The sequence below is a fragment of the Streptomyces sp. NPDC111656 genome, from assembly GCF_055656965.1.
In genome coordinates, this window is the sequence record NZ_JBVKCA010000009.1 from 147299 (window position 1) to 165646 (window position 18348).

Below are 18348 nucleotides of genomic sequence, written 5' to 3' on the forward strand. Positions count from 1 at the left end.
CTTGGGAAGCTGGTCGCGTCTAGGGCAGGTATCTGGCCTGATCGGCGTGAGCGGTCGGCTCGTAGCACTTTGTGGTGCGGCCCTGCTGATGTGTGGCTGTCTCTGGACAGTCCGTACGAAGGGGTGCGTCCGTAGGTGCCTCAAGACGCGAGGATCCGGACGGCATCGGGGTCTACTGGTGGTGGCTGTTCGTGCTCGCAGAACCACAGGTGCACCAGGCAGCGGCGGTAGTTGATCAGCGTGCCGGCGTAGGTGGAGTAGGCGTCGAGTCGTTCTTGCCGGAGCTTCTCATGGCGGGCCCGGGTGTGACGCATGGCTAACTCGACCGTCACCAGCACGCTTCCCAACTGTGTTGGTCGGGTGTGGGTGTGTGTACGGGGGCGTTCACCTGCGTTCCTGGGCGGAAAGTTTGGCCAACGAAAAGAGATGCCGTGCCGGGCGTCGCAGGCGTCAGAGGTCTTCAACCTGTGATCATGGGGCGTTCACTAAAAGTGATCGACGAGGAGTTCCAGGTCGCGGGGGCCGATGTGCCGCCGCCGCAGGGTGCTCGCGGGAACGCGTTGTAGGTGATGTGGTGAACTGGTTGACCTCGCTGCCGGCGGCGGTGCTGGTTGTGGGCGGGCTCCTACTTGCCTTACTGGTCGCGGCCGTGGCGCGGGTCGGCGTCCGGGCGCTCGTACCGGTAGAGGAACGGGATCGGGTGCCGCAGATCGCCACGCCCCTGATGCCGACACTCGGCGCTGCCTTCGCGATCTTTGCGGCACTCACACTGGCCAGCGAGGCCGGCTACCTGCGCGCAGCCGAGGGGTTGGTGAGCGACGAGGCGGCCGCGGCCTCCCGCCTGGCATGGGCGGCGACAAGTCCGCGAGTCCAGTCGGAGCCGATCCATGCGGCACTGCTGGACTACTTGCAGACCACGCGTGCCAGGGAGTGGGAGGCTACAGCAGCGGCGTCCGGTGACGACCCCGCCACCGCTCACGCGATCGCACGGCTGGAGCGGAGTGTGCGCGCCGAGGCGGCCCGGCCCGAGGTGGGAACTCCGACAGGCACGGAGCTGGTGGTCTCCATGGACGGTGTCACCAGTAGTCGTCGCGCCCGCGTTGCGGCCGCCTCGCGCGACGTTCCCGCGCTCTACGTCGTCACGCTTGTGGTCAGCGGACTGGCCTTGATCGTGAACTCCGGCGCACTGGTCTTCCGCAGCAGCCTGCGAACGTCACTGCTGATCGTAGGTGTTGCGAGTGTGGTCGGGCTGAGCCTGGCGTTGCTCTTCGCACTCAGCGCGCCCTGGAGCGGACCGTTCATCGTCAGTGGGCATCCACTCGACGCCATCATCGGGGACCTGAAGTCCGGTTTCTTCGACGGCGGGCCGTAGACGGCGGGCGCGATCAGTAGCCGACAACTGACCACCGGCGGTCGTGACCTGCGGCCGCCTCATCGATCAACGCCCTGACCTGTTGTCGAGCTGTCGGCAGCTGTCGGCGTTGGGCACCGTTGAGTGCCCTTCACGGCCCCAGGACGGCCAGGGAGGGCGCTCATGCGTGAGCCCCGCGGGGGCACGGATGGAACTTCGGGGCGGCCCAGGTCACGACGCGGATCAGTGGCTGAACACCACCGTGAAAGTGCCGTGGCCCGACGTCTCGCCCGTAGCGGTACCACAGCCTTGACCGATCAGCTCTCCGGTGAGTGACGAGGCGTCATTGGCGAACTTGGTGCTGGTCGGGGAAACGGTCCCGCTCTCGGAGACGGCCACCAGGCCGGCGGTCTCAGCCCCATGGATCCTGTCGTAGTGGATGTGTGAGGTGGTGCCGTCCGACCATGTCACCGTCACGTCGTTCGTCCCCTCGTTCTCGTCACCCGTGCACTGGGTCCCCGGCAGCTGGACCTTCGCCGTGCCCGTCGCGGTGACCAGGAGATTCTTCCCGGAGTATTCGAGACAGGTGTAGTTCTCGGTGCCGGTGTCGGTGACCGAACTCCGCACGGCCGGGGAATGCGACGAGCGGTCCGAAGCCGGTGGTCGCGCCGTACACCGCGCGGCCGTCGCTCATCGCCGTGGCGGTGTACTCGCGGCATTCGGCAACCCGCCTGCGCACCTTGTCGTCGACGGTGAAATCGACCGGCAGGGCGGCCCGTTCCAGGATGGCGGGGGTGAGCTCATCCACGAGCGGGATTTGGATCAAGGGCGATGTCATCAGTGCAGACGGAGCAGCAGGCAGAGGGACGGAATCGTCGAGGAGCATTGCTCAATCCCCTATCCGTTGTCCGTGCAAGTGACCGGACGGCTCAGCGCCCGGCACCTGTCGGAGACGAACCTTCACGTATACACGCAAATGGAGTGATGTCGCGCACCGAAAGAAACGGCTGACTATGGGCCGGTCTGCGCAAAGGCGAGGCCACGAGCCGGAACGGGGTCGCCCTCTCCGGCCGAGTCGCCACCGCCCTTGGACACCGCGCCCGCGCCAGAGGACCCGTCACCCATACCGCCGCCCACGGCGGTTGTGTCTTCCACCGCCCCGACGGACGCCCGCTGCACCCCGAATACGTCCTCAATCACTTCCCCTACCTCAGCCGTCAGGCCGGCGTGTGGTGGTGTCCGTTCCGGCGGAAACCGATTCGTCTGTGCCTCGGACGGCCCAGAGACGGCCTGCCCAGGACTCAGCCGACCCGTCCCCCGCCGCTGCCTTGGTGCACAGACCACGGACCTTGACGGACTGGGCGGCGGGTGGGGCACGGGCCCCTTCTGCTCCGTAGCGCTGTCGTGCCCTGCCCTGCTCTGCCCTGCTCTGCCCCGTGCCGACGGAGGAGCCGGACCCGATGAGGCTGGCTGCGTACGGGCAGCGGAACGCTGTGGACGAGGTGCTGAAGAACGCGCGGATATGAACGTGACTGAATCTGCACAGCGAATGCGCAACTGCGCCACGGGGGCGTTCTGTTGGTGCGGAGTTGTCCTGTTCGGAGTCGCCGTGGCAATAGCTGTCGCTTTCCTGTGCGGGGCTGTATGTAGAGAAGCTGCCCTCAATTCGTGTGCATGCGTGCATGGATGAGTAGCCGACATTTTCAACTGCCCCGCTGGGAGCAGCGACCGGCTGGATGCCGGGCACGCACCGTGATTTGATCCTTCGCGCCGACGGGTTCGCGCCAAGACGTCCGGAAACGGATGGCGCGCGCCTGCGGTCGCGGCCCACCGTTTATCCCCAGCTTGGCCGCTCCCCCTTGTGGAACATCCATACGAAGGGCAGTTTCATCATGAACTCCGCTCCCCAGGTTCAGACCATTGAAATCTCTGACGCCGAGCTCGACACCGTCTCGGGCGGCCTGAGCCCGCAGGTCGGCATCGCCGCCGGCCCCACGGCGATCAGCAGCTCGGACCTCGTGGGTCAGTTCGGCGCGGTCAAGGACGAGGCCCTGGACACCGTCGGCCAGTACCACCAGGCCGGCGTCACCGTCTCCTTCTGATCGTCAGATCGGGGACTTCCTGATCGCGGGATCGCCGATGCCGGCAGCCTGACCGCCGATCGGCGTCCACAGCGACAAGCCCCCTGCCCGCGGGTCTTCGCCGGCAGGGGGCTTGATCGTTGGCCCCGCCGTTTCACTTGGTTACGGCGGCTGGTGGGGCCGAAACGCGAAAGTGCCTTCCTGACCTGGGACGATGAACCTTGCTGAGGGGTTCTGTCGGTCCAGGCGGAGGGCACTTTCTACGTGCAGCGTATCGGGTTGCGTGCCAAGATCCATGTCAGTGCTGATGGTTCGGGGGTGGTCGGTCATGCCGGGGCACGGTTGCTGGCCGATCTCGCTGATGCCACTGGGCTGAGCGCCGCGTACTCCACCGCTCTCAGGCCGCTTCGGCCGCGCGGGACCGGCCATGATCCAGGCCGAGTCGCCACCGATCTGGCAGTGGTGCTCGCCGACGGCGGCGAGGCCATCGCGGACCTGGCCGTACTGCGAGACCAGGCAGAGGTGTTCGGCCCCGTCGCCTCGACACCAACAGCCTGGCGGCTGCTCGCCGACGTTGGCGAGAAGGCACTGGCGTCGCTGCGCTCGGCCCGCGCCCAGGCCCGGGAAGTCGCCTGGCTGCAGGCCGCCGAGCACAGTGAGGACATCCCCGCAGCCCGGGCCGCAGGACGCATGCTGCCCGGGCTGGTCCTGGACCTCGATGCCACCCTGGTCACCTGCCACTCCGAGAAAGAGCAGGCCGCACCCACCTACAAAGGCGGCTTCGGCTTCCATCCGCTGCTGTGCTTCCTGGCCAACACCGGCGAGGCACTGTCCGGCCGGCTCCGGCCCGGCAACGCCGGCGCCAACACCGCGAGCGACCGCGCAGGAGGGCGAAAAGGGGGCTGCGCTGATGAGGAGGCTGAGGTCATCGAGCTCACTGTGGCGGAAGTGCGGCGACTCCTGGCAGCTTGCGCGCCCCGACACCCTCGTGCCCACACCCACGCGTTGAACTGGTCGCGCTGGCGCCGACGACGCCAGGCTGTTGCCCGCCACTGCCACTATCGCCGTCGGGGACACTCCTTCGAGGGGCGGGCGGGCAGAAGCCGCCCGTGACGGCCGTCTGCCCGCTACACTCCCACCGCTTTACGTTTCCCCAGGTCAAGCCACGAAGTACTGCTGGAGTACTAGCCGCTCGCGGGGCGGGGTGCGACGATGCAGTCGGACTTCGCGGACTCCAGAGCTCCGTTGACGGCGGTGACGCAGAACTCGTAGTTCCAGGTGCCGGGGAAGAGGTACGCGATGCCATGGTGCGTGGTGTCGACGATGAACTCGTCGGCGGAGGACTGGCTTCCGTCATTGATGTTGCGGACCCAGACTCGGTATCCGGCCGCCTGCGAGGAGCCCGACCAGGTGAGTTGCACCGTGGTGGGGTCGGTTGAGGTCACGTGGAGGTCACCGGGCGCCGGCGGGGTACCCGCGCCGATGGTGACGGGACGTCCGGCGCCCGGCAGGCCGCCGCCCGCGGCATTCCACGTCACGACGGCCACCTCGTAGTGGTGGCCGGGTGTGAGGCCGTCGATGTGGATGGATTTGCCGGTGACCGAGGTGCTGTCGATGAAGGCGCCCGGGGTGTCCTTGTCGTAGGTGATCACCTGGTAGCGGTCGATGGTGTCGGTGTACGGGCCGGTGGGGGTGCCCCAGACGACATCGACGCCGGCCGCGGTGGCTGTGGTGACGATACCGACGGGCGGCGGAGCGGTCTTGGGATGCGCGGTGGCCCCGACAGTCGCCGACCAGTCCGACTTCACCGTGCCGCCGTTGTCGGTTCGGACCTGGTACTCCCACTCCATTCCGTCCTCGGTCCAGGTGGTGTCGAAGCGGTTCGCCGCGACACGGGCTTCGGTCCAGTCGGCCATGCCGACCAGCCGGTAGCGGACTTGGTAACCGATGGCTCCATAGACCGCATCCCAGGTCACCTTGATGCCGCTGTCCTCTGAGGAGGCGATGACGTGGTCCGGCACGGGCGTCGGCCGGGCGGGCGCGCTCGCCGGGACGGCCGGGACGGCGGTGCCCAGGTGGTAGCGGTCGTGCAGGGTCTTCTCGAAGGCGTGGGCGATCTGGTATTCGCCCAGCGCGTTGGGGTGCAGGCCGTCGTAACCAGCGGGGCATCCGTCCGGCTCGCAGGAGTAGTCCCCGCGCCAGTCGACCAGTTTGACCGGTGACCGGTCAGTGCTCCACTGCGGGATCGCGTCGCTCAGCAGCCGGTTGTAGGTGTCGGTGTTGGCGATCAGGTCGTCCCGTCCGCCGATCTTGGTGCGCTGGGGGACGTTGGCCAGCGCGAACTTCAACTCGGGATCGGCGGCGCGGGCCTCGTCGACCAGTGACTTCATGCTCGACAGGGTCCCGTTCGCATCGCTGACGAACCAGCCCATGTCGTTGAACCCGAGCCCGACCAGCAGCAGGTCCGGCTTGAAGTTCTTCACTTGCTCACGGATCAGGGTCTTGTCCTGGGCCGCCTGCCTTCCCCACACGGCGAAGTGGTCGCTGTCGAACTCCTCCGCGCCCTTGGCGTACCCGCCCGACGTCCGGGGCGGTCCCGTGACTGTTTGCTGCTCGCCCTGGAGCGGGGGAGGCTTCGGTGCAGACGGGGAGTCGGGCGGCAGGGTTCCCGTGTACGGCCCCACGAAATCCACCGCCACATGCTGGTCCCGGAACCACTGCCACAGCCGATATCGCCAGGTCCAGTCACCCTCATGACCCTGCGTCATCGAATCGCCCACCACCATCACCTTGAGCGGGTCGGCGGGCGGTGTGTCCGGTGGATCAGAGGGCGGGTTGGGATCGCCCGGTGAGTTCTCGTCGCGGGTGTAGTCGAACGGGAACATCGGGTTCTTGATCTCGGTACAGATCTGGCCGCCACTCCCGTTGGGCCTGCACTCGGTCGTCACGTAGAAGGGCATGGCGACTTCGAGATCGCTCGCGTAGTTCGGGTCCTTGATGGCGATCGAGGCGTGGTCGAAATCGTGGTCGAAAAGCTTGTCACGCAGCCCGCTCGGGAAGCCGTTGTACGACACCAGAGGGGAGCGTATCCATCGGTGGTAATGGTTCTCGGGCGGCTCGTCCCCCGATGACGCGAAGCGGAAGTTGTGCGTGGAGGCGCCGTCCTTGTGATAGACGAGCTTGGGGTGGGTACCGTCCCAGAGGACGTCGTCGGCCGCTTTGATCTCGTAGTTGCCGTGCTGCGACGCGGAGACCCATTTCGCCTGGTCGTCGTGGACCCAGACGGCGATGTGCTCCCAGTCGTGGACGTGGCCGCCGGCATCTGCGACGTCCTCGATCGCGACGTCTTTCTCGAAGTAGTAGTCGTAGAGGTAGACACACCAGCCGGAGTTGCACCGCTGACGCGCGTAGGAATTGCTGTTGTCCAGGTCGGACTGGTCACGGCAATCCGCCGAAGCGGACGTATTGTTGTGGTCGAGGCCCTGGGCGATGGTGCCGTCCGGCCCGATCGCCGGCACGTTGTAGCAGCTGTCCGTGTCGTAATCCAGGGCAGGCTGCCACTTCACATCGTTGTCGGTGGCATTCTGCGGCAACGCCCGCGGCGGGTCGGGTTCGGCGGCACTCGCCTCCGAGGGCACCGCCAGCAGGCCGCACACGACCAGAACGATCGTGAGACCGGCTGCGATCACATCGCTGAGACGACGGTTGCCGCCGGGGGAAAAAGGTCCTAACCAGGAGATTCTCGGGACATGGGAAAGGCCGGACATCCGGTGACGTCCTCTCTCGGAAGTGGATCGGGTCCCTTCGGGGAAATGGGCCCGGCCCATTTCTTCCAGTCGGCCGACCACCCGTCAAGACGCCTTCTTCCGCCAGCGCTTCGCCGCCTTTCGCCCACTGGTCGCGGCAACCGCCCTGGGCACCGCCACCAGCGCCCACACCAAGGTCGCCGCCGCCCTCGCCGCCAGAACCGCTATCGGTCGCTTCACCCTGAACTTGTTGGCCTGTTCCTTTCCGTCCAGCGACTTCTCGGTCATCTTGCCTTCGATGTCGCCCTTGATCCAATCGAGTCTCATGGTCGGGGACGCGGCGCTGGCCTCCGCGTTTCATTTGCGGCGGCGTCCGGATCTCGAGCGGAAACGCGAAAGTGCCTCCTGAGCTGGGATGATGAGGCTTGTCTAGGGCTTCTGTCACCACAGCAAGAAGGCACTTCTGCGTGCACACTACCGGGTCGCGTCCCAAGCTCGTCGTCTCCGCCGACGGCCAAGGGGTCGTCAGCCACGCCGGATTCCGCCTGCTGGCCGATCTCGCTGATGTCACCGGCCTGACCGGCGTGTTCACGGACGCGCTGCGCAGGCTGCGACCGCGTGGCACCGGGCACGACCCCGGCCGGATCGCGGTCGATCTGGCAGTGATGCTCGCCGACGGCGGCGAGGCGATAGTGGACCTGGCCCTGCCGCGGGACCAGAGGGAGGTCTTCGGTCCGGTCGCCTCCACCCCGACCGCCTGGCGCCTGCTGGCGGGCATCGACCCGGCCGCACTCGCCCGCCTGCGCTCGGCGAGAGCCGCCGCCCGGGAGGTCGCCTGGCTGCAGGCCACCGAGACCACCGGCGGCACACCCGCGGCCCACGCCGGCGGACGGGACCTGCCGGGCCTGGTCCTGGACATCGACGCCACCCTCGTCACCCGCCACACGGAGAAGGAGCAGGCGGCGGCCACCTATAAACGCGGCTTCGGCCACCACCCACTGCTGTGCTTCCTGGACAACACCGGCGAAGCCCTGGCCGGAGTGCTGCGGCCGGGCAACGCCGGCGCCAAAACCGCCGCAGACCACATCACCGTCCTGGACGCCGCCCTGGCCCAGATCCCCGACGCCCACCGCCACGGCACCGACATCCTCATCCGCGCCGACAGCGCCGGAGGCGCAAAAGCCTTCCTCACCCGCCTCCGGGCACTGCGCGAACGGGTATCCACACCTCCTTCTCCGTCGGATACGCCGACACCGAACCGCTCCACCGCGCAATCCAGGCCCTGCCCGACCACCTGTGGCACCCCGCGCTGGAACAGGACGGCACCCTGCGGACCGGCGCCGAAGTGGCAGAACTGACTGGCATGGTGGACCTGGCGGACCACCCGGACGGCACCCGGATCATCGTCCGGCGCGAGCGCCCTCACCCCGGCGCCCAGCTGTCCTTGTTCGATCTGGACGAGGGCATGCACCACCAGGTCTTCCTCACCGACACCCCTCACGGCGAAGGCTCCCTGCAGCATCTGGAGGTCCGCCACCGGGCGCACGCCCGCGTCGAGGACCGCATCCGCTGCGGCAAGACCACCGGTTTCGGCCGCTTCCCCTCCCGCCACTTCGCCATCAACGCTGACTGGCTCGAACTGGCTCTGACCGCCTCGACCTACTCGCCTGGGCCCAAACTCTGCTGCTGGAGGGCCAATTGGCCTGCGCCGAGCCGAAGAAGCTCCGCTACCGGCTGCTGCACGCAGCCGCCCGCATCACCCGCGGCGGCCGCCGCCTCCACCTGCGGATCTCCGCCACCTGGCCCTGGCGACATGAGCTCGTCACCGCGTTCGCCCGCCTCGCCGCCCTGCCACGGCCAGCCACCTGACCGGCAACACCGTCCCTGCCCACCCACGACCCGAGGAACCGGAGCACCCGACCCGAGCGTCGGGCCCCAGCCATGCCCGCTTGACGGCAAGCGGCCAACAACCACGGTCAGCCCGGCTCATCGCTCCCAACCGAAACAAGGAGGTTAGGGGCTACTTCGTCTTGCCTTGAGTCTTGCCGGGGATCTTGGGGAGCTGGGTTCTCGCTGTTCAGGGGCCGAGCGCCCGTGCGCCTGATGGTCGTCCTTGGCCGCTGTTGAGCGGCCTCAGCCACGCCGGCGGGGTCACGGCCGCGGGAATGGCGTATCGACGGCTGCTCGGTGATCTCGTTTTGAGGCTGTGCGGTGAGTTCGGTGGGCAGGGCGGTCTCGTCGGTTTGTGACTCGATCGGGTGGAGGCGGGCCGTGGTCAGCAGGTCGAGTCCCATGTAGCGGCGGCCCTCGGTCCACTCGTCGTTCTGCTCGACAGCACCGCGCCGACCAGTCGGAACCTGCCGAGCACCTTCCATGCACGCCATTGATGTCGATCGGTCACCGGGCTCACGGCCGTCTGGGTGAGTCTGACCTGTGGAGTGTTGTTCGGGGCCTCGCAAGGCGGTACGAGTCGTTCGGGGCGCCGTGGTGTGTGTGCGTGGTGCCTGCGCTCCGTCCGGAGGGCGTCCAGAACGATTGGAGTGAGCGGGCATGGTCCTGGCAGCACGGCTGGTGTTGGCTGCGGTCTTCGGGGTCGCGGGGATCGCCAAATTCATGGACCGCGAGGGACTGCCTCGCGCAATCGCAAGCTTCGGCCTGCCAGCTCGAATGGGGAAGCCGCTTGGATACCTTCTCGTCTCCTACGAGTTCGTCACAGCCCTGGCCCTAATCGTCAACCCATGGGCAGGAATCGGTGCGCTTGGAGCGCTCGGACTGTTGCTGACGTTCTGCCTGGCCATCGTGGTGAGCATCGCACGCGGCAGGACCCCGGATTGCCACTGCTTCGGAGGGCTACGCGCCACGCCGGTCGGGTGGGCCACGCTCGCACGCAACGGGCTCCTCGCAGCTATGGCGGGATTCGTCGCAACCGACGGGCGTGCCCCATGGTTCTTCACGGGCCTAGGGGCCATCGCAGCGACGTGTTGGGTGGTGCTGGGACTCAAGCGATCCGGGAAAGTGCGACCGGGCATGGTCACACCGGGCTTTTCACTGCCTGACGCAACGGGACAAGTATGGACTCTCGACAAACTGTTTGGCGCTGCGCATAAGCCACTTCTGCTTCTCTTCACTGATCACGCGTGCGGCGCGTGCGACGCACTGCTGCCACAGGTGGCCCGGTGGCAACAGGCCCATGCAGAACGGCTGACCATCGCAATCGTGAACGGCGGTCCCCCCGCGGACAGCGTTGCCTTCTCACGTGAGCACGGGCTGCGGAACCTACTGGTAGACGAAGACCGAATGCTGCTCACCGCTTACGGTCTGACCGCCACACCCAGCGCAATGCTGATCGACACCGACCGGATCCTCGCCGCCGCGCCCGCAGCTGGGGCAGCAGAGATCGCCGACCTGGTGACCAGGGCACTCCAACCGCGCGGTAGATCAACGATCGCACGACGCGCGCTGGTGTTCGCCTCGGCCACGATGGTACCCACCGTCATCTCCACCCGCGCGATGGCCCGCGGCGTTACCGGGGCGAACTGGCGCCCAAAGAAAGTGAAGTTCGCTGGGGGATGGCTCTGCAAACAGCGCTACGCGCTGTGTACCAAAGCCGCCTGCAAACCCTCGCCGAGCGACCCGAACGTCGTCATCTGCCGCTGCGTGGTGGAATACGGCTACTCCTACGGCTATAAGTCGTGTACAGAACGGGCACAAGTCGGCAAAAGATTGGTATCGACGTTCTCGACACAAAACACGAACCACCATACCCGCACCATGACCTGCGCATCCCCAGCACAATGGGCAAACTGCCTGGACATGGAATGCGAAATCGACCCGCGCAACCCGACCCACGCTGTGTGCCGCTGCAAGTCCGTGGAGAGCGGCGACTTTTTCACATTCGGGGGAAACTGCGACACCAGCACCTGCACCTCCGTGATTTGGTCAGGGGCAACACCACCCGGAGTCCCCTACCAAGCCGCGATGAAGAGCATCGGCCTATCAGTCACACTCCCCAAAGCATGCCCGACAGGCACGGACGACGATGACCTTCCGCCCAGCGGGCTGGAACTGCTTTGGCGCGAGTGATCATGGCCCCTTAAGGGTCACGTCCGCGGGAGTGGCGTATCAACGGCTGCTCGGTGATCTCGTTTTGAGGCTGTGCGGTGCGGTCGGGGAAGATGCCGACCACGTCGGTGCGACGGCGGATCTCCTTGTTCAGCCGTTCTTGCGGATTAATTCGACCAGATCTGCCGCCAGATCTCGCGAGGGAAGGCGGTGATCGCCAGCAGGTCGTGCTGGGCGGTGTCCAAGTGGGCTGCGGCTTTGGGGAACTTGGCTTCCAGGACGTCCAGGACGTGTCGTATCTGGGCCTGGACGGCGTCGGTGTCGGGCTGTGCGAAGACGGTCCGCAGCGTGGCCACCCAGGGCTGGGCCGATTTCGGAACCTGGCTGAGCAGGTTGCGGGCGTAGTGGGTGCGGCATCGCTGCCAGGAGGCGCCTGGCAGCACTGCGCCGATGGCGTCGACGAGGCCGACGTGGGCGTCGGAGATGACCAGCTGGACACCGCTCAGGCCGCGGGCGATCAGGGAGCGCGGGAAGGCGAGCCGGCCGGCGCCGTCCTCCGCGGTGGCGACGTCGATGCCGAGGATCTCGCGGCGCCTGTCGGCGTTGACGCCGACCGCGATCAAGGCGTGGACGTTGATGATGCGGCCGCCCTCGCGGACCTTCCGGGTCAGCGCATCGACCCAGACGAACGCGTAAGGACCTTGGTCCAGGGGCCGGTTGCGGAAGGCTGCGACCTGCTCGTCCAGGTGCCGGGCCATCACGCTGACCTGGGACTTCGACAGCTGGGTGACGCCGAGAGAGGCGGCGAGCCTTTCGATCAGGCGAGTGCTCACGCCGAGCAGGTGGGCGGTGGTGACCACCGAGATCAGGGCCTGCTCGGCCCGTCGGCGCCGCTCGAGGAGCCAGTGCGGGAAGTAGCTGGCCTGGCGCAGCTTGGGGATGGTCAGTTCCACGGACCCTGCGCGGGTGTCCCACTCGCGCGGGCGGTAGCCGTTGCGGTGGTGGACGCGTTCGTCGCTGACCTGCCCGTTTCGGTGTCGCAGAGAGCGTCGGCCTCCGCGGACATGAGCGCGTCGGCGAACGTCTTCACCATCGCGCGCAGCAGATCCGGACTCGCCGCGGCCAGGTTGTCTTCCGCGAGGGCGTGCAGGGGCACACCGTCAGGTGCGGTCACCGGCTGATCTCCTTCGAGGCTTCGCCACTTCGAAGATCAGCCGGTGGCCGTCCATCTATGTGGGCATCAGCCAGAAGCCGGAGCAACTCCCGGATCAGGTCGCACCCATACACCGTCTCCAGGGACGCAACCCCGGCACAGGTCAGTCAGGAAGGTTGCGACGGTCAACGCCGGTCCGTGCGGTTGCTGAATGCCGCTGCTGTACACCGCGGCCCGCGCAAAGCGCGGTCACCAGAGCCAGCACGTCTACGTACGCCCTGACGACATCGGCAGCTACGCTCCACGAGATCACGATCACCACGACGACCGTGATCACCCACTCGAGGTCCTACGAACTCCCTGCCCCTCGATGCGAACCATGGGCGCGACGGTCGCTGAGGTCTGCCGGGCGATGGTGCGGGTGACGCGTCGGGTGCCGGGGTCTGTTGAACTGCCGTCGAAACTCGCCGGTATGACCGCCTGAGCGTGCGGACGACGGTCCTGTGCCGCCGCGCGTCTGGGGCCCGACGCCGCGGGAGCGGCTGGGACCGGTCAGTCGACGAAATACTGGTCGTGCCTGTCGAAGAACTCGGCGCGCTCCGCGTCGGTGGCGTTGCCCATCTCCGACATCTTCTCGAAGAACTCCTCACGCGGTGCGCCCGGAGTGAAGAGCAGCAGCATCTCGGCCAGGGTGTCGGAGTCGTTGCGGAAGGCGTGCAGCCCGCCCTGCGGAACGTGCAAGAAGTCGCCCTCCCGCGCGTCGACCCACTTCTCGCCATTGAAGAGGCGGACGGTTCCATCGAGGATGAAGAAGGACTCCGAGATGGTCCGGTGGAAGTGCGTCTTGGGGCCACCCGCCTTCGCCCCCAGCATGACCCGGTAGAGGCCGAACTCACCGCGCGTGATGTCGGCCGTCGCGAGGTAGCGGATGGCCATGCCGTCTCCAGGTTCGCCGACATTCGGCGCGGTGTCGGTCGGCAGGAAGTGCGCGTTGATCTCGCCTCCATCGCCGAAATACACCTGCTTCGGGTACGACATGCAAACCATCCCCTCAGTCGCTCCGGAGGTCGGAGCTGGAGGCCGCGCCTACCTCTCCATCCTGTGCACAGCATCCGGGACATGCCATTCGGGGGACGGTCAGCGGTCACCGGCCGTGGAGTGTTTTGCCTGGAGTACGCAAGTTCGGTGAGCCGATCACACCGTCGAGGAAAACGCTCTGACCTGGCGTTTCATCGACAGGTGCGGAGAGGGCCCCTCGCGCCACCGCTTTAGGAGAGAGGCGGGGGCGTCTTGGGGGTGACCTGCGGCTTCTTTGGGTGAGCCAGCGGGCCCGGATGTGATCTGGAGCCACTCTGGTTGACCGTGGCTGACCCCCTGGCACGGTCGTGGCACGCGACTATCTGCGTCGTGCACCTTCTGATCCGTGGGCTCTGGCCGGATCAGTCAGCGACGGCCATACCGGCCGCTACGGAGCCCCCAAGGGGCGGTATCGGCCGGGGGCGGTTGCTGGGGCCGCGGTACGAAGCTGCTGTACCGCTGGAGCTGCTGGACCATGGCTACCTGGTTCGCTCTGATCGAGAACGCCCTTCGGCCTTCCTCGTCGTAGAAGTGGACGAAACCGGCCTGCACGGAACACCTAAAACTGTGCGGCTCTCGGGCGCCCGCGGGCGTACCGTCAGCCTGATCGCATGGGGGTGAGAAGCTGTGCTGTACGCACACGAGGTGATCCTGAACGAACTCGCGCAAGGGCTCAGACCCGTGGCTGATGGTGTCGAGTGGTTCGAAGGCCTCTCGGACGATGACCAGCGCAAGGCCCTGTACACGCTGGTGCTGTTCTGCGGGCAGGCTCGTGCGAGGGAGGACGATGTGGCGGAGAGCATCGCGCGCTCTGGCATTCGGCCCACTCACACGCCTGCGGTGATGCTCACGAAATGGCGCTTCGGGATGGACCGACTTCCGGCCTATGAACTCACGAAGTCATTTCGGCTGCTCGTCGCCCTTTTCAGCATCGCCGATACCCGCAGGCGGACGCTGCACTGCGTCGGCGGGTGTGGTCACGAGTGGCACAACCTGTCAGATCAGCCACAGGATCCAACTTAGGGTTTCTTGCCCTGGGTCTTGCCGGGGATCTTGGTGACCTGCGTGTTCCCTGCTCAGGAGCAGTGGTCTCGTGCGCCCGGTGGTCGTTGTTGGTCGGCATTGGCCACTGTCGGCGGTCACTCGTAGAGCGTTGCGGTCATAAGTGCCGGAGCGTAGTACGTTGAAACTGCTCCAGAGTGGGGTTCTCCCACTCCTCCCCGCGTTGACGGTAGTCCTCCGTGAGCCTCGTCAGGAAGGCAACGAAATCTTCCTGGCCGGCGATTGACTCGTCTGCTCTCAGCGGCGATGACATGCGGCTCACCATACGAGTCGGCCATCCGTGGACCTGGGGAAACGGCAGGTACCCACGCGGCACAGCTCTGGAGCGACCTCTTGGTCCCGAGCGCTCGGCTGGGCGGTCATTGAGGTCTGGTCGGCTGGTCGGTCGGCCATCGTCGGTTGTTGACGCTCTGCTGCGGTCGTGGTGCTTGCTGTACTCCACTGCTGTACAGCGGTCACGGGATCAGGAAAGCCGTCCGGCCTCGTAAAGCGCGTCGAAAGCCATCTCGTCGATGGCCGAGACTCGGTCCCGATCGGCGTAGCGGAACCACGCCTTCTCGGCGATCTCCCTCGATGGGGTCAGCTCACCGCGGTGATCGGCGGTGTAACAGATCATCCGGAAGGGGCCGTGATTCGGATGGCGCTCGCCGATCTCGAATGTGCCGAAGTGCACCATGGAACCGGGGTCGATCGCCGCCTGCAGTTCCTCGTCGATCTCCCGCACCAGGGTCTCGCCGTCGGACTCGCCCGGCTCACGATGACCGCCCGGGAAGTAGAAGCGATCTCTGCCGTGACTACGCGTCACCAACACCCGGTCGTCCCGAACCAGGATCCACGCCGCCTTCTCCGGCACACCGTTGCCATTCGCCATGGCTCGGGACCGTATCGGAGGGCATCGTTTGCGTCAGCACCGTCCGCACACCGAGCTTGGGAAGCTGAGGTGATCTACGACTGAATGGGCTGCTGGCCTGGGGCGAAGTGCTCACGATGCCTGGTCGGCCGCTACTGCGTTGCACGCTGTTCTCCGTGGTTCCCGCACGATCTGGCACGCGTCTGACACGACCCCAGCAGCGGGCTACCGGCCTTACGGGGCTTCATAGGCTGCATCGGCAGTAAAGGTGGGCGCCCGCCCTCCGCGCGCGGCAGGCGAGGGCCATGAACGTGGAAACCGCATCCTCGGCATGGAGGTAGTCGGCGAAATCGACCTCCTCGATCTCGTACCACTGAGCCGCCACCATCGGGACCGCGTCATCAGGGAGGGTGGCGAGGATGTCCCGCCAGCGATCGGGAAGTTGTTCGAGGATCAGGCCTGTGTTCCAGGGGGAGTCGGGGTCGGTGGGCTCACCCTGGGGGTACGGCGGTTCGGGCCAGATCAGTTCCGGCGCATCCTGCTGATCCGTTAAGGAGACGCCCTCGGCGTAGGCGACCAGTTGGGCCAGTACGACGTTCGGGTCCAGGCCCTTGGCGTCGATCCAGTCTGCGCCCATCTCCTCCAGCGACGTCCCGCGGAGCCAGTCGCCGTCAGGGCCGATGGCCTGGTTCACCGCTGTGGTGCGGTCGGTCGCGTGGAAGTAGTCGTACAGCACGCCCATGTCGGTCTCCGTCGTTCACCGGTCCTGTCCTGTGCCGAAGTAGAGCAGGCGGCACTGACATCGGAACGGCGGAGGCGTTCCTCTTCGCCTGTGGCCTGGTTGAAGGAGCTGCTGTGCGGCGTCAGTTCAGCCACAACTGATCATCGGCGGCCGCGACCTGTGGTCGCCTCATCGATCAACGTCCTGACCTGCTGCTGAGCTGTCGGCAGTTGTCGACGCTGGTCACCGTTGAACGCCCTTCCGCGGCTCCAGGACGGCCCGAGAGGGCGCTCGTGCGTGAGCATCGAGCCGGGAGTCCGATCCGAGCAACACAACGGCCCCGCTTCATCTGGTGCGCTGTGGCGCGCCGATGGGGCATTGATCCGCCCATCGGCGAGGAGTGATGGGGAAGACGCGAAAGGGGCGTCCGGTGCTCAGTGAAATCCCCTGCACGAGACAGTGCGCTTCGAAAAGCCGCAGTTCTACGCGCCGCCAAGCTGCCATGATCGCCGCATCGGGTGCTGACGCCACCACATCTCTCAGGGCATCGAAGATCCCAGGGTCCTGCCCGCTGCCCTGGGTATCCGACTGATAGACACCTCGCAGCTGGCTTGGGCCGGCAATCGATCCACCCATGGCCTCAACTGCCGCGTTATGGACTTGATTGACGTCAGCAGCGAATTCAAGATCTCCAGCGGGTGTACTTATAACCAGATGATGCGCGTAACTGTAGATCGCTATGCACGGTACCGGGAGGGGAGGCGCTACTTCGGCAGGTACCTGGTGCTTCGTCTTCAGCAGGTGTGTACGACATCGGTGACGCGGCTTCTAGACAGGTGCCCACCCTCCGCAGCGACGCGACGACCTTCTCACCCGGTACCTGCCGACTGAGCACCCACGGACCATCAGACCGAGAACTGCTTGGCTGCTCCGCCTCTGAGCCCTCAGTCTGGGAAGCTGCGATCACTCGCGGCTGGTGCGGGTGCTGACCTGGGCAATTGTCAGGAACCGAGGATGGGAGCCGCGTCGACCCAGCCGTGGTAGGCGTCTACGTCGACGTTGCTGCCGCACACGATGGTGACGACATGTCGGTCGGCGAAGCGGTCGCGGTCTTCGAGGATCGCCGCGATGCCGAGCGCGGCCGAAGGCTCGACGACGAGGCCGGCGTGGTCGAGGAGCATGCGCATACCGGCGATGATCGACGCTTCCTGAACCAGGACGGCGTCGTCGGCGACCAGGAGGAGGTCGTCCAGGACGGCCGGGATGGGGTGCCTGCCGGCGACGCCGTCAGCGATGGTGTTGGTCGAGTCGGTGGTGACGACACGCCGACTGCGCCACGAGTGCGTCATTGCCGGTGCGCCCAGCGGCTGGACGCAGATCACCTCGACTCCGGGTGCCAATGCCTTCACCACATGACCCACGCCGGTGGCCAGCGCCCCACCGCCGAGAGCAATCAGGACGGTGTCGAACGACGGCGCGGTGTCCACGAGCTCCAGGCCGATGGTCGCCGCGCCCTCGCAGGTCTCGATGTCCAGGCTGTCTTCGACCAGCCGGATGCCGGCGTAGCGTGCGATGGCCGCCGCCCGCTCACGAGCCATCTCGTGGTCGCCGTCGACCAGCTCCAACCCGGCGCCCAGCGCGCGGATGCGATCAAGCTTGGCCCGGGTCGCGAAGCGGGACGCCACGACGGTGACGTCGAGCCCCCGGCCGCGACCGGACCACGCGAGGGCTTGTCCAAGGTTGCCCGCGCTCGCGCACACCACGGCTCGCGAGCCCTTGTCGGCGAGCAGGCTCGCGACCACCTCGGTGCCGCGGGCCTTGAAGCTGCGCACCGGGTTCGCCGTTTCGAGCTTGATGCTCACCGTGCACCCGAGGCCGGGCTCCAGCGCCTCGCAGCGGTACAGCGGAGTGTCGAGAAAGACCGGGTCGATCACCCGGCGAGCCGCCCGGATGCGAGCAGTGTCGAGGCGCGTCTCCTGCACGACACAGCAGCGTAGCGCCACCGGCGCTGGTTCCATGAGGAACCGTCAGGAGTCCGAGGACGTGCTCGTGTACCCCAGGGCGTGGAGATCCGATACGACGTCGTCGAGCAAGTGATGGCTCAACTGAACGCCCTCGAAGCTCACTTCAGCATTCACACCTCGATCTGCCTTCCTGGCGACGGAAATTGAAGGCGGCCCCGCCCGCGTCCAGTGGGACCCCGAACGGGACCTCCCGGGCTCGACCATCCCCGTCATGACAGCTG

General features: G+C 66.6%; 12 protein-coding genes and 5 pseudogenes. 6 read left to right on the forward strand and 11 right to left on the reverse strand.

Features of this window, described 5'->3' with window-relative positions:
• Positions 1-146: 146 nt before the first annotated feature.
• Positions 147-347 (reverse strand): annotated as a pseudogene (locus ACZ7M3_RS26575) (hypothetical protein); the annotation flags it as partial.
• A gap of 236 nt (positions 348-583) precedes the next feature.
• Here ACZ7M3_RS26575 and ACZ7M3_RS26580 point away from each other — a divergent pair.
• On the forward strand, positions 584-1372 hold the full coding sequence (locus ACZ7M3_RS26580; protein WP_472066159.1) for a bestrophin-like domain: 789 nt from the start codon (positions 584-586) through the stop codon (positions 1370-1372).
• 222 nt (positions 1373-1594) lie between these two features.
• On the opposite strand, the gene ACZ7M3_RS26585 is transcribed toward ACZ7M3_RS26580, so the two are convergent.
• The gene (locus ACZ7M3_RS26585; RefSeq protein ID WP_472066485.1) at positions 1595-1978 is read right to left on the reverse strand and encodes a hypothetical protein; all 384 of its coding nucleotides are present in this window, start codon (positions 1976-1978) and stop codon (positions 1595-1597) included.
• A gap of 22 nt (positions 1979-2000) precedes the next feature.
• Positions 2001-2237, reverse strand: a pseudogene (locus tag ACZ7M3_RS26590) (aromatic amino acid lyase); the annotation flags it as partial.
• A gap of 1006 nt (positions 2238-3243) precedes the next feature.
• On the opposite strand from ACZ7M3_RS26590, the gene ACZ7M3_RS26595 reads away from it, so the two are divergent.
• Both ACZ7M3_RS26595 and ACZ7M3_RS26600 read left to right on the forward strand, forming a co-directional pair.
• Positions 3244-3453, forward strand: coding sequence for a hypothetical protein (locus ACZ7M3_RS26595; RefSeq protein WP_472066455.1), 210 nt, complete (start codon positions 3244-3246; stop codon positions 3451-3453).
• A gap of 213 nt (positions 3454-3666) precedes the next feature.
• Positions 3667-4311 (forward strand): annotated as a pseudogene (locus ACZ7M3_RS26600) (transposase); the annotation flags it as partial.
• Between the two features lie 305 nt (positions 4312-4616).
• On the opposite strand, the gene ACZ7M3_RS26605 reads toward ACZ7M3_RS26600, so the two are convergent.
• Both ACZ7M3_RS26605 and ACZ7M3_RS26610 read right to left on the reverse strand, forming a co-directional pair.
• The gene (locus ACZ7M3_RS26605; protein WP_472066161.1) at positions 4617-7121 is read right to left on the reverse strand and encodes an NPP1 family protein; all 2505 of its coding nucleotides are present in this window, start codon (positions 7119-7121) and stop codon (positions 4617-4619) included.
• A 162-nt stretch (positions 7122-7283) separates the two neighbouring features.
• Positions 7284-7505, reverse strand: a complete 222-nt coding sequence (locus tag ACZ7M3_RS26610; RefSeq protein WP_472066163.1) for a hypothetical protein — start codon at positions 7503-7505, stop codon at positions 7284-7286.
• A 140-nt stretch (positions 7506-7645) separates the two neighbouring features.
• Between ACZ7M3_RS26610 and ACZ7M3_RS26615 the strand changes: the two are divergent.
• Positions 7646-9047 (forward strand): annotated as a pseudogene (locus ACZ7M3_RS26615) (IS1380 family transposase).
• Positions 9048-9728: 681 nt separating this feature from the next.
• A complete protein-coding gene (locus ACZ7M3_RS26620; protein ID WP_472066165.1) occupies positions 9729-11261 on the forward strand; it encodes a MauE/DoxX family redox-associated membrane protein in 1533 nt (510 codons plus the stop codon).
• A 73-nt stretch (positions 11262-11334) separates the two neighbouring features.
• Here ACZ7M3_RS26620 and ACZ7M3_RS26625 read toward each other — a convergent pair.
• Positions 11335-12414 (reverse strand): annotated as a pseudogene (locus ACZ7M3_RS26625) (IS256 family transposase); the annotation flags it as partial.
• 531 nt (positions 12415-12945) lie between these two features.
• Entirely contained in the window at positions 12946-13431 is a 486-nt protein-coding gene (locus ACZ7M3_RS26630; protein ID WP_472066167.1) for a cupin domain-containing protein, read from the reverse strand.
• Positions 13432-14115: 684 nt separating this feature from the next.
• Between ACZ7M3_RS26630 and ACZ7M3_RS26635 the strand changes: the two genes are divergently transcribed.
• Complete coding sequence (locus ACZ7M3_RS26635) at positions 14116-14493, forward strand: DUF5958 family protein (RefSeq protein WP_257016533.1); 378 nt, start codon at positions 14116-14118, stop codon at positions 14491-14493.
• Between the two features lie 136 nt (positions 14494-14629).
• On the opposite strand, the gene ACZ7M3_RS26640 is transcribed toward ACZ7M3_RS26635, so the two are convergent.
• The 4 genes from ACZ7M3_RS26640 to ACZ7M3_RS26655 form a co-directional block, all read right to left on the reverse strand.
• A complete protein-coding gene (locus tag ACZ7M3_RS26640) occupies positions 14630-14797 on the reverse strand; it encodes a DUF7660 family protein (protein ID WP_472066169.1) in 168 nt (55 codons plus the stop codon).
• 198 nt (positions 14798-14995) lie between these two features.
• Positions 14996-15403 carry an NUDIX hydrolase gene (locus tag ACZ7M3_RS26645; RefSeq protein WP_472066171.1) on the reverse strand — a complete coding sequence of 136 codons (408 nt, stop codon included), beginning with the start codon at positions 15401-15403 and terminating at the stop codon, positions 14996-14998.
• Positions 15404-15626: 223 nt separating this feature from the next.
• Entirely contained in the window at positions 15627-16124 is a 498-nt protein-coding gene (locus ACZ7M3_RS26650) for a hypothetical protein (protein WP_472066173.1), read from the reverse strand.
• A gap of 980 nt (positions 16125-17104) precedes the next feature.
• The gene (locus ACZ7M3_RS26655) at positions 17105-18085 is read right to left on the reverse strand and encodes a threonine ammonia-lyase (protein WP_472066175.1); all 981 of its coding nucleotides are present in this window, start codon (positions 18083-18085) and stop codon (positions 17105-17107) included.
• Between the last annotated feature and the right edge of the window lie 263 nt (positions 18086-18348).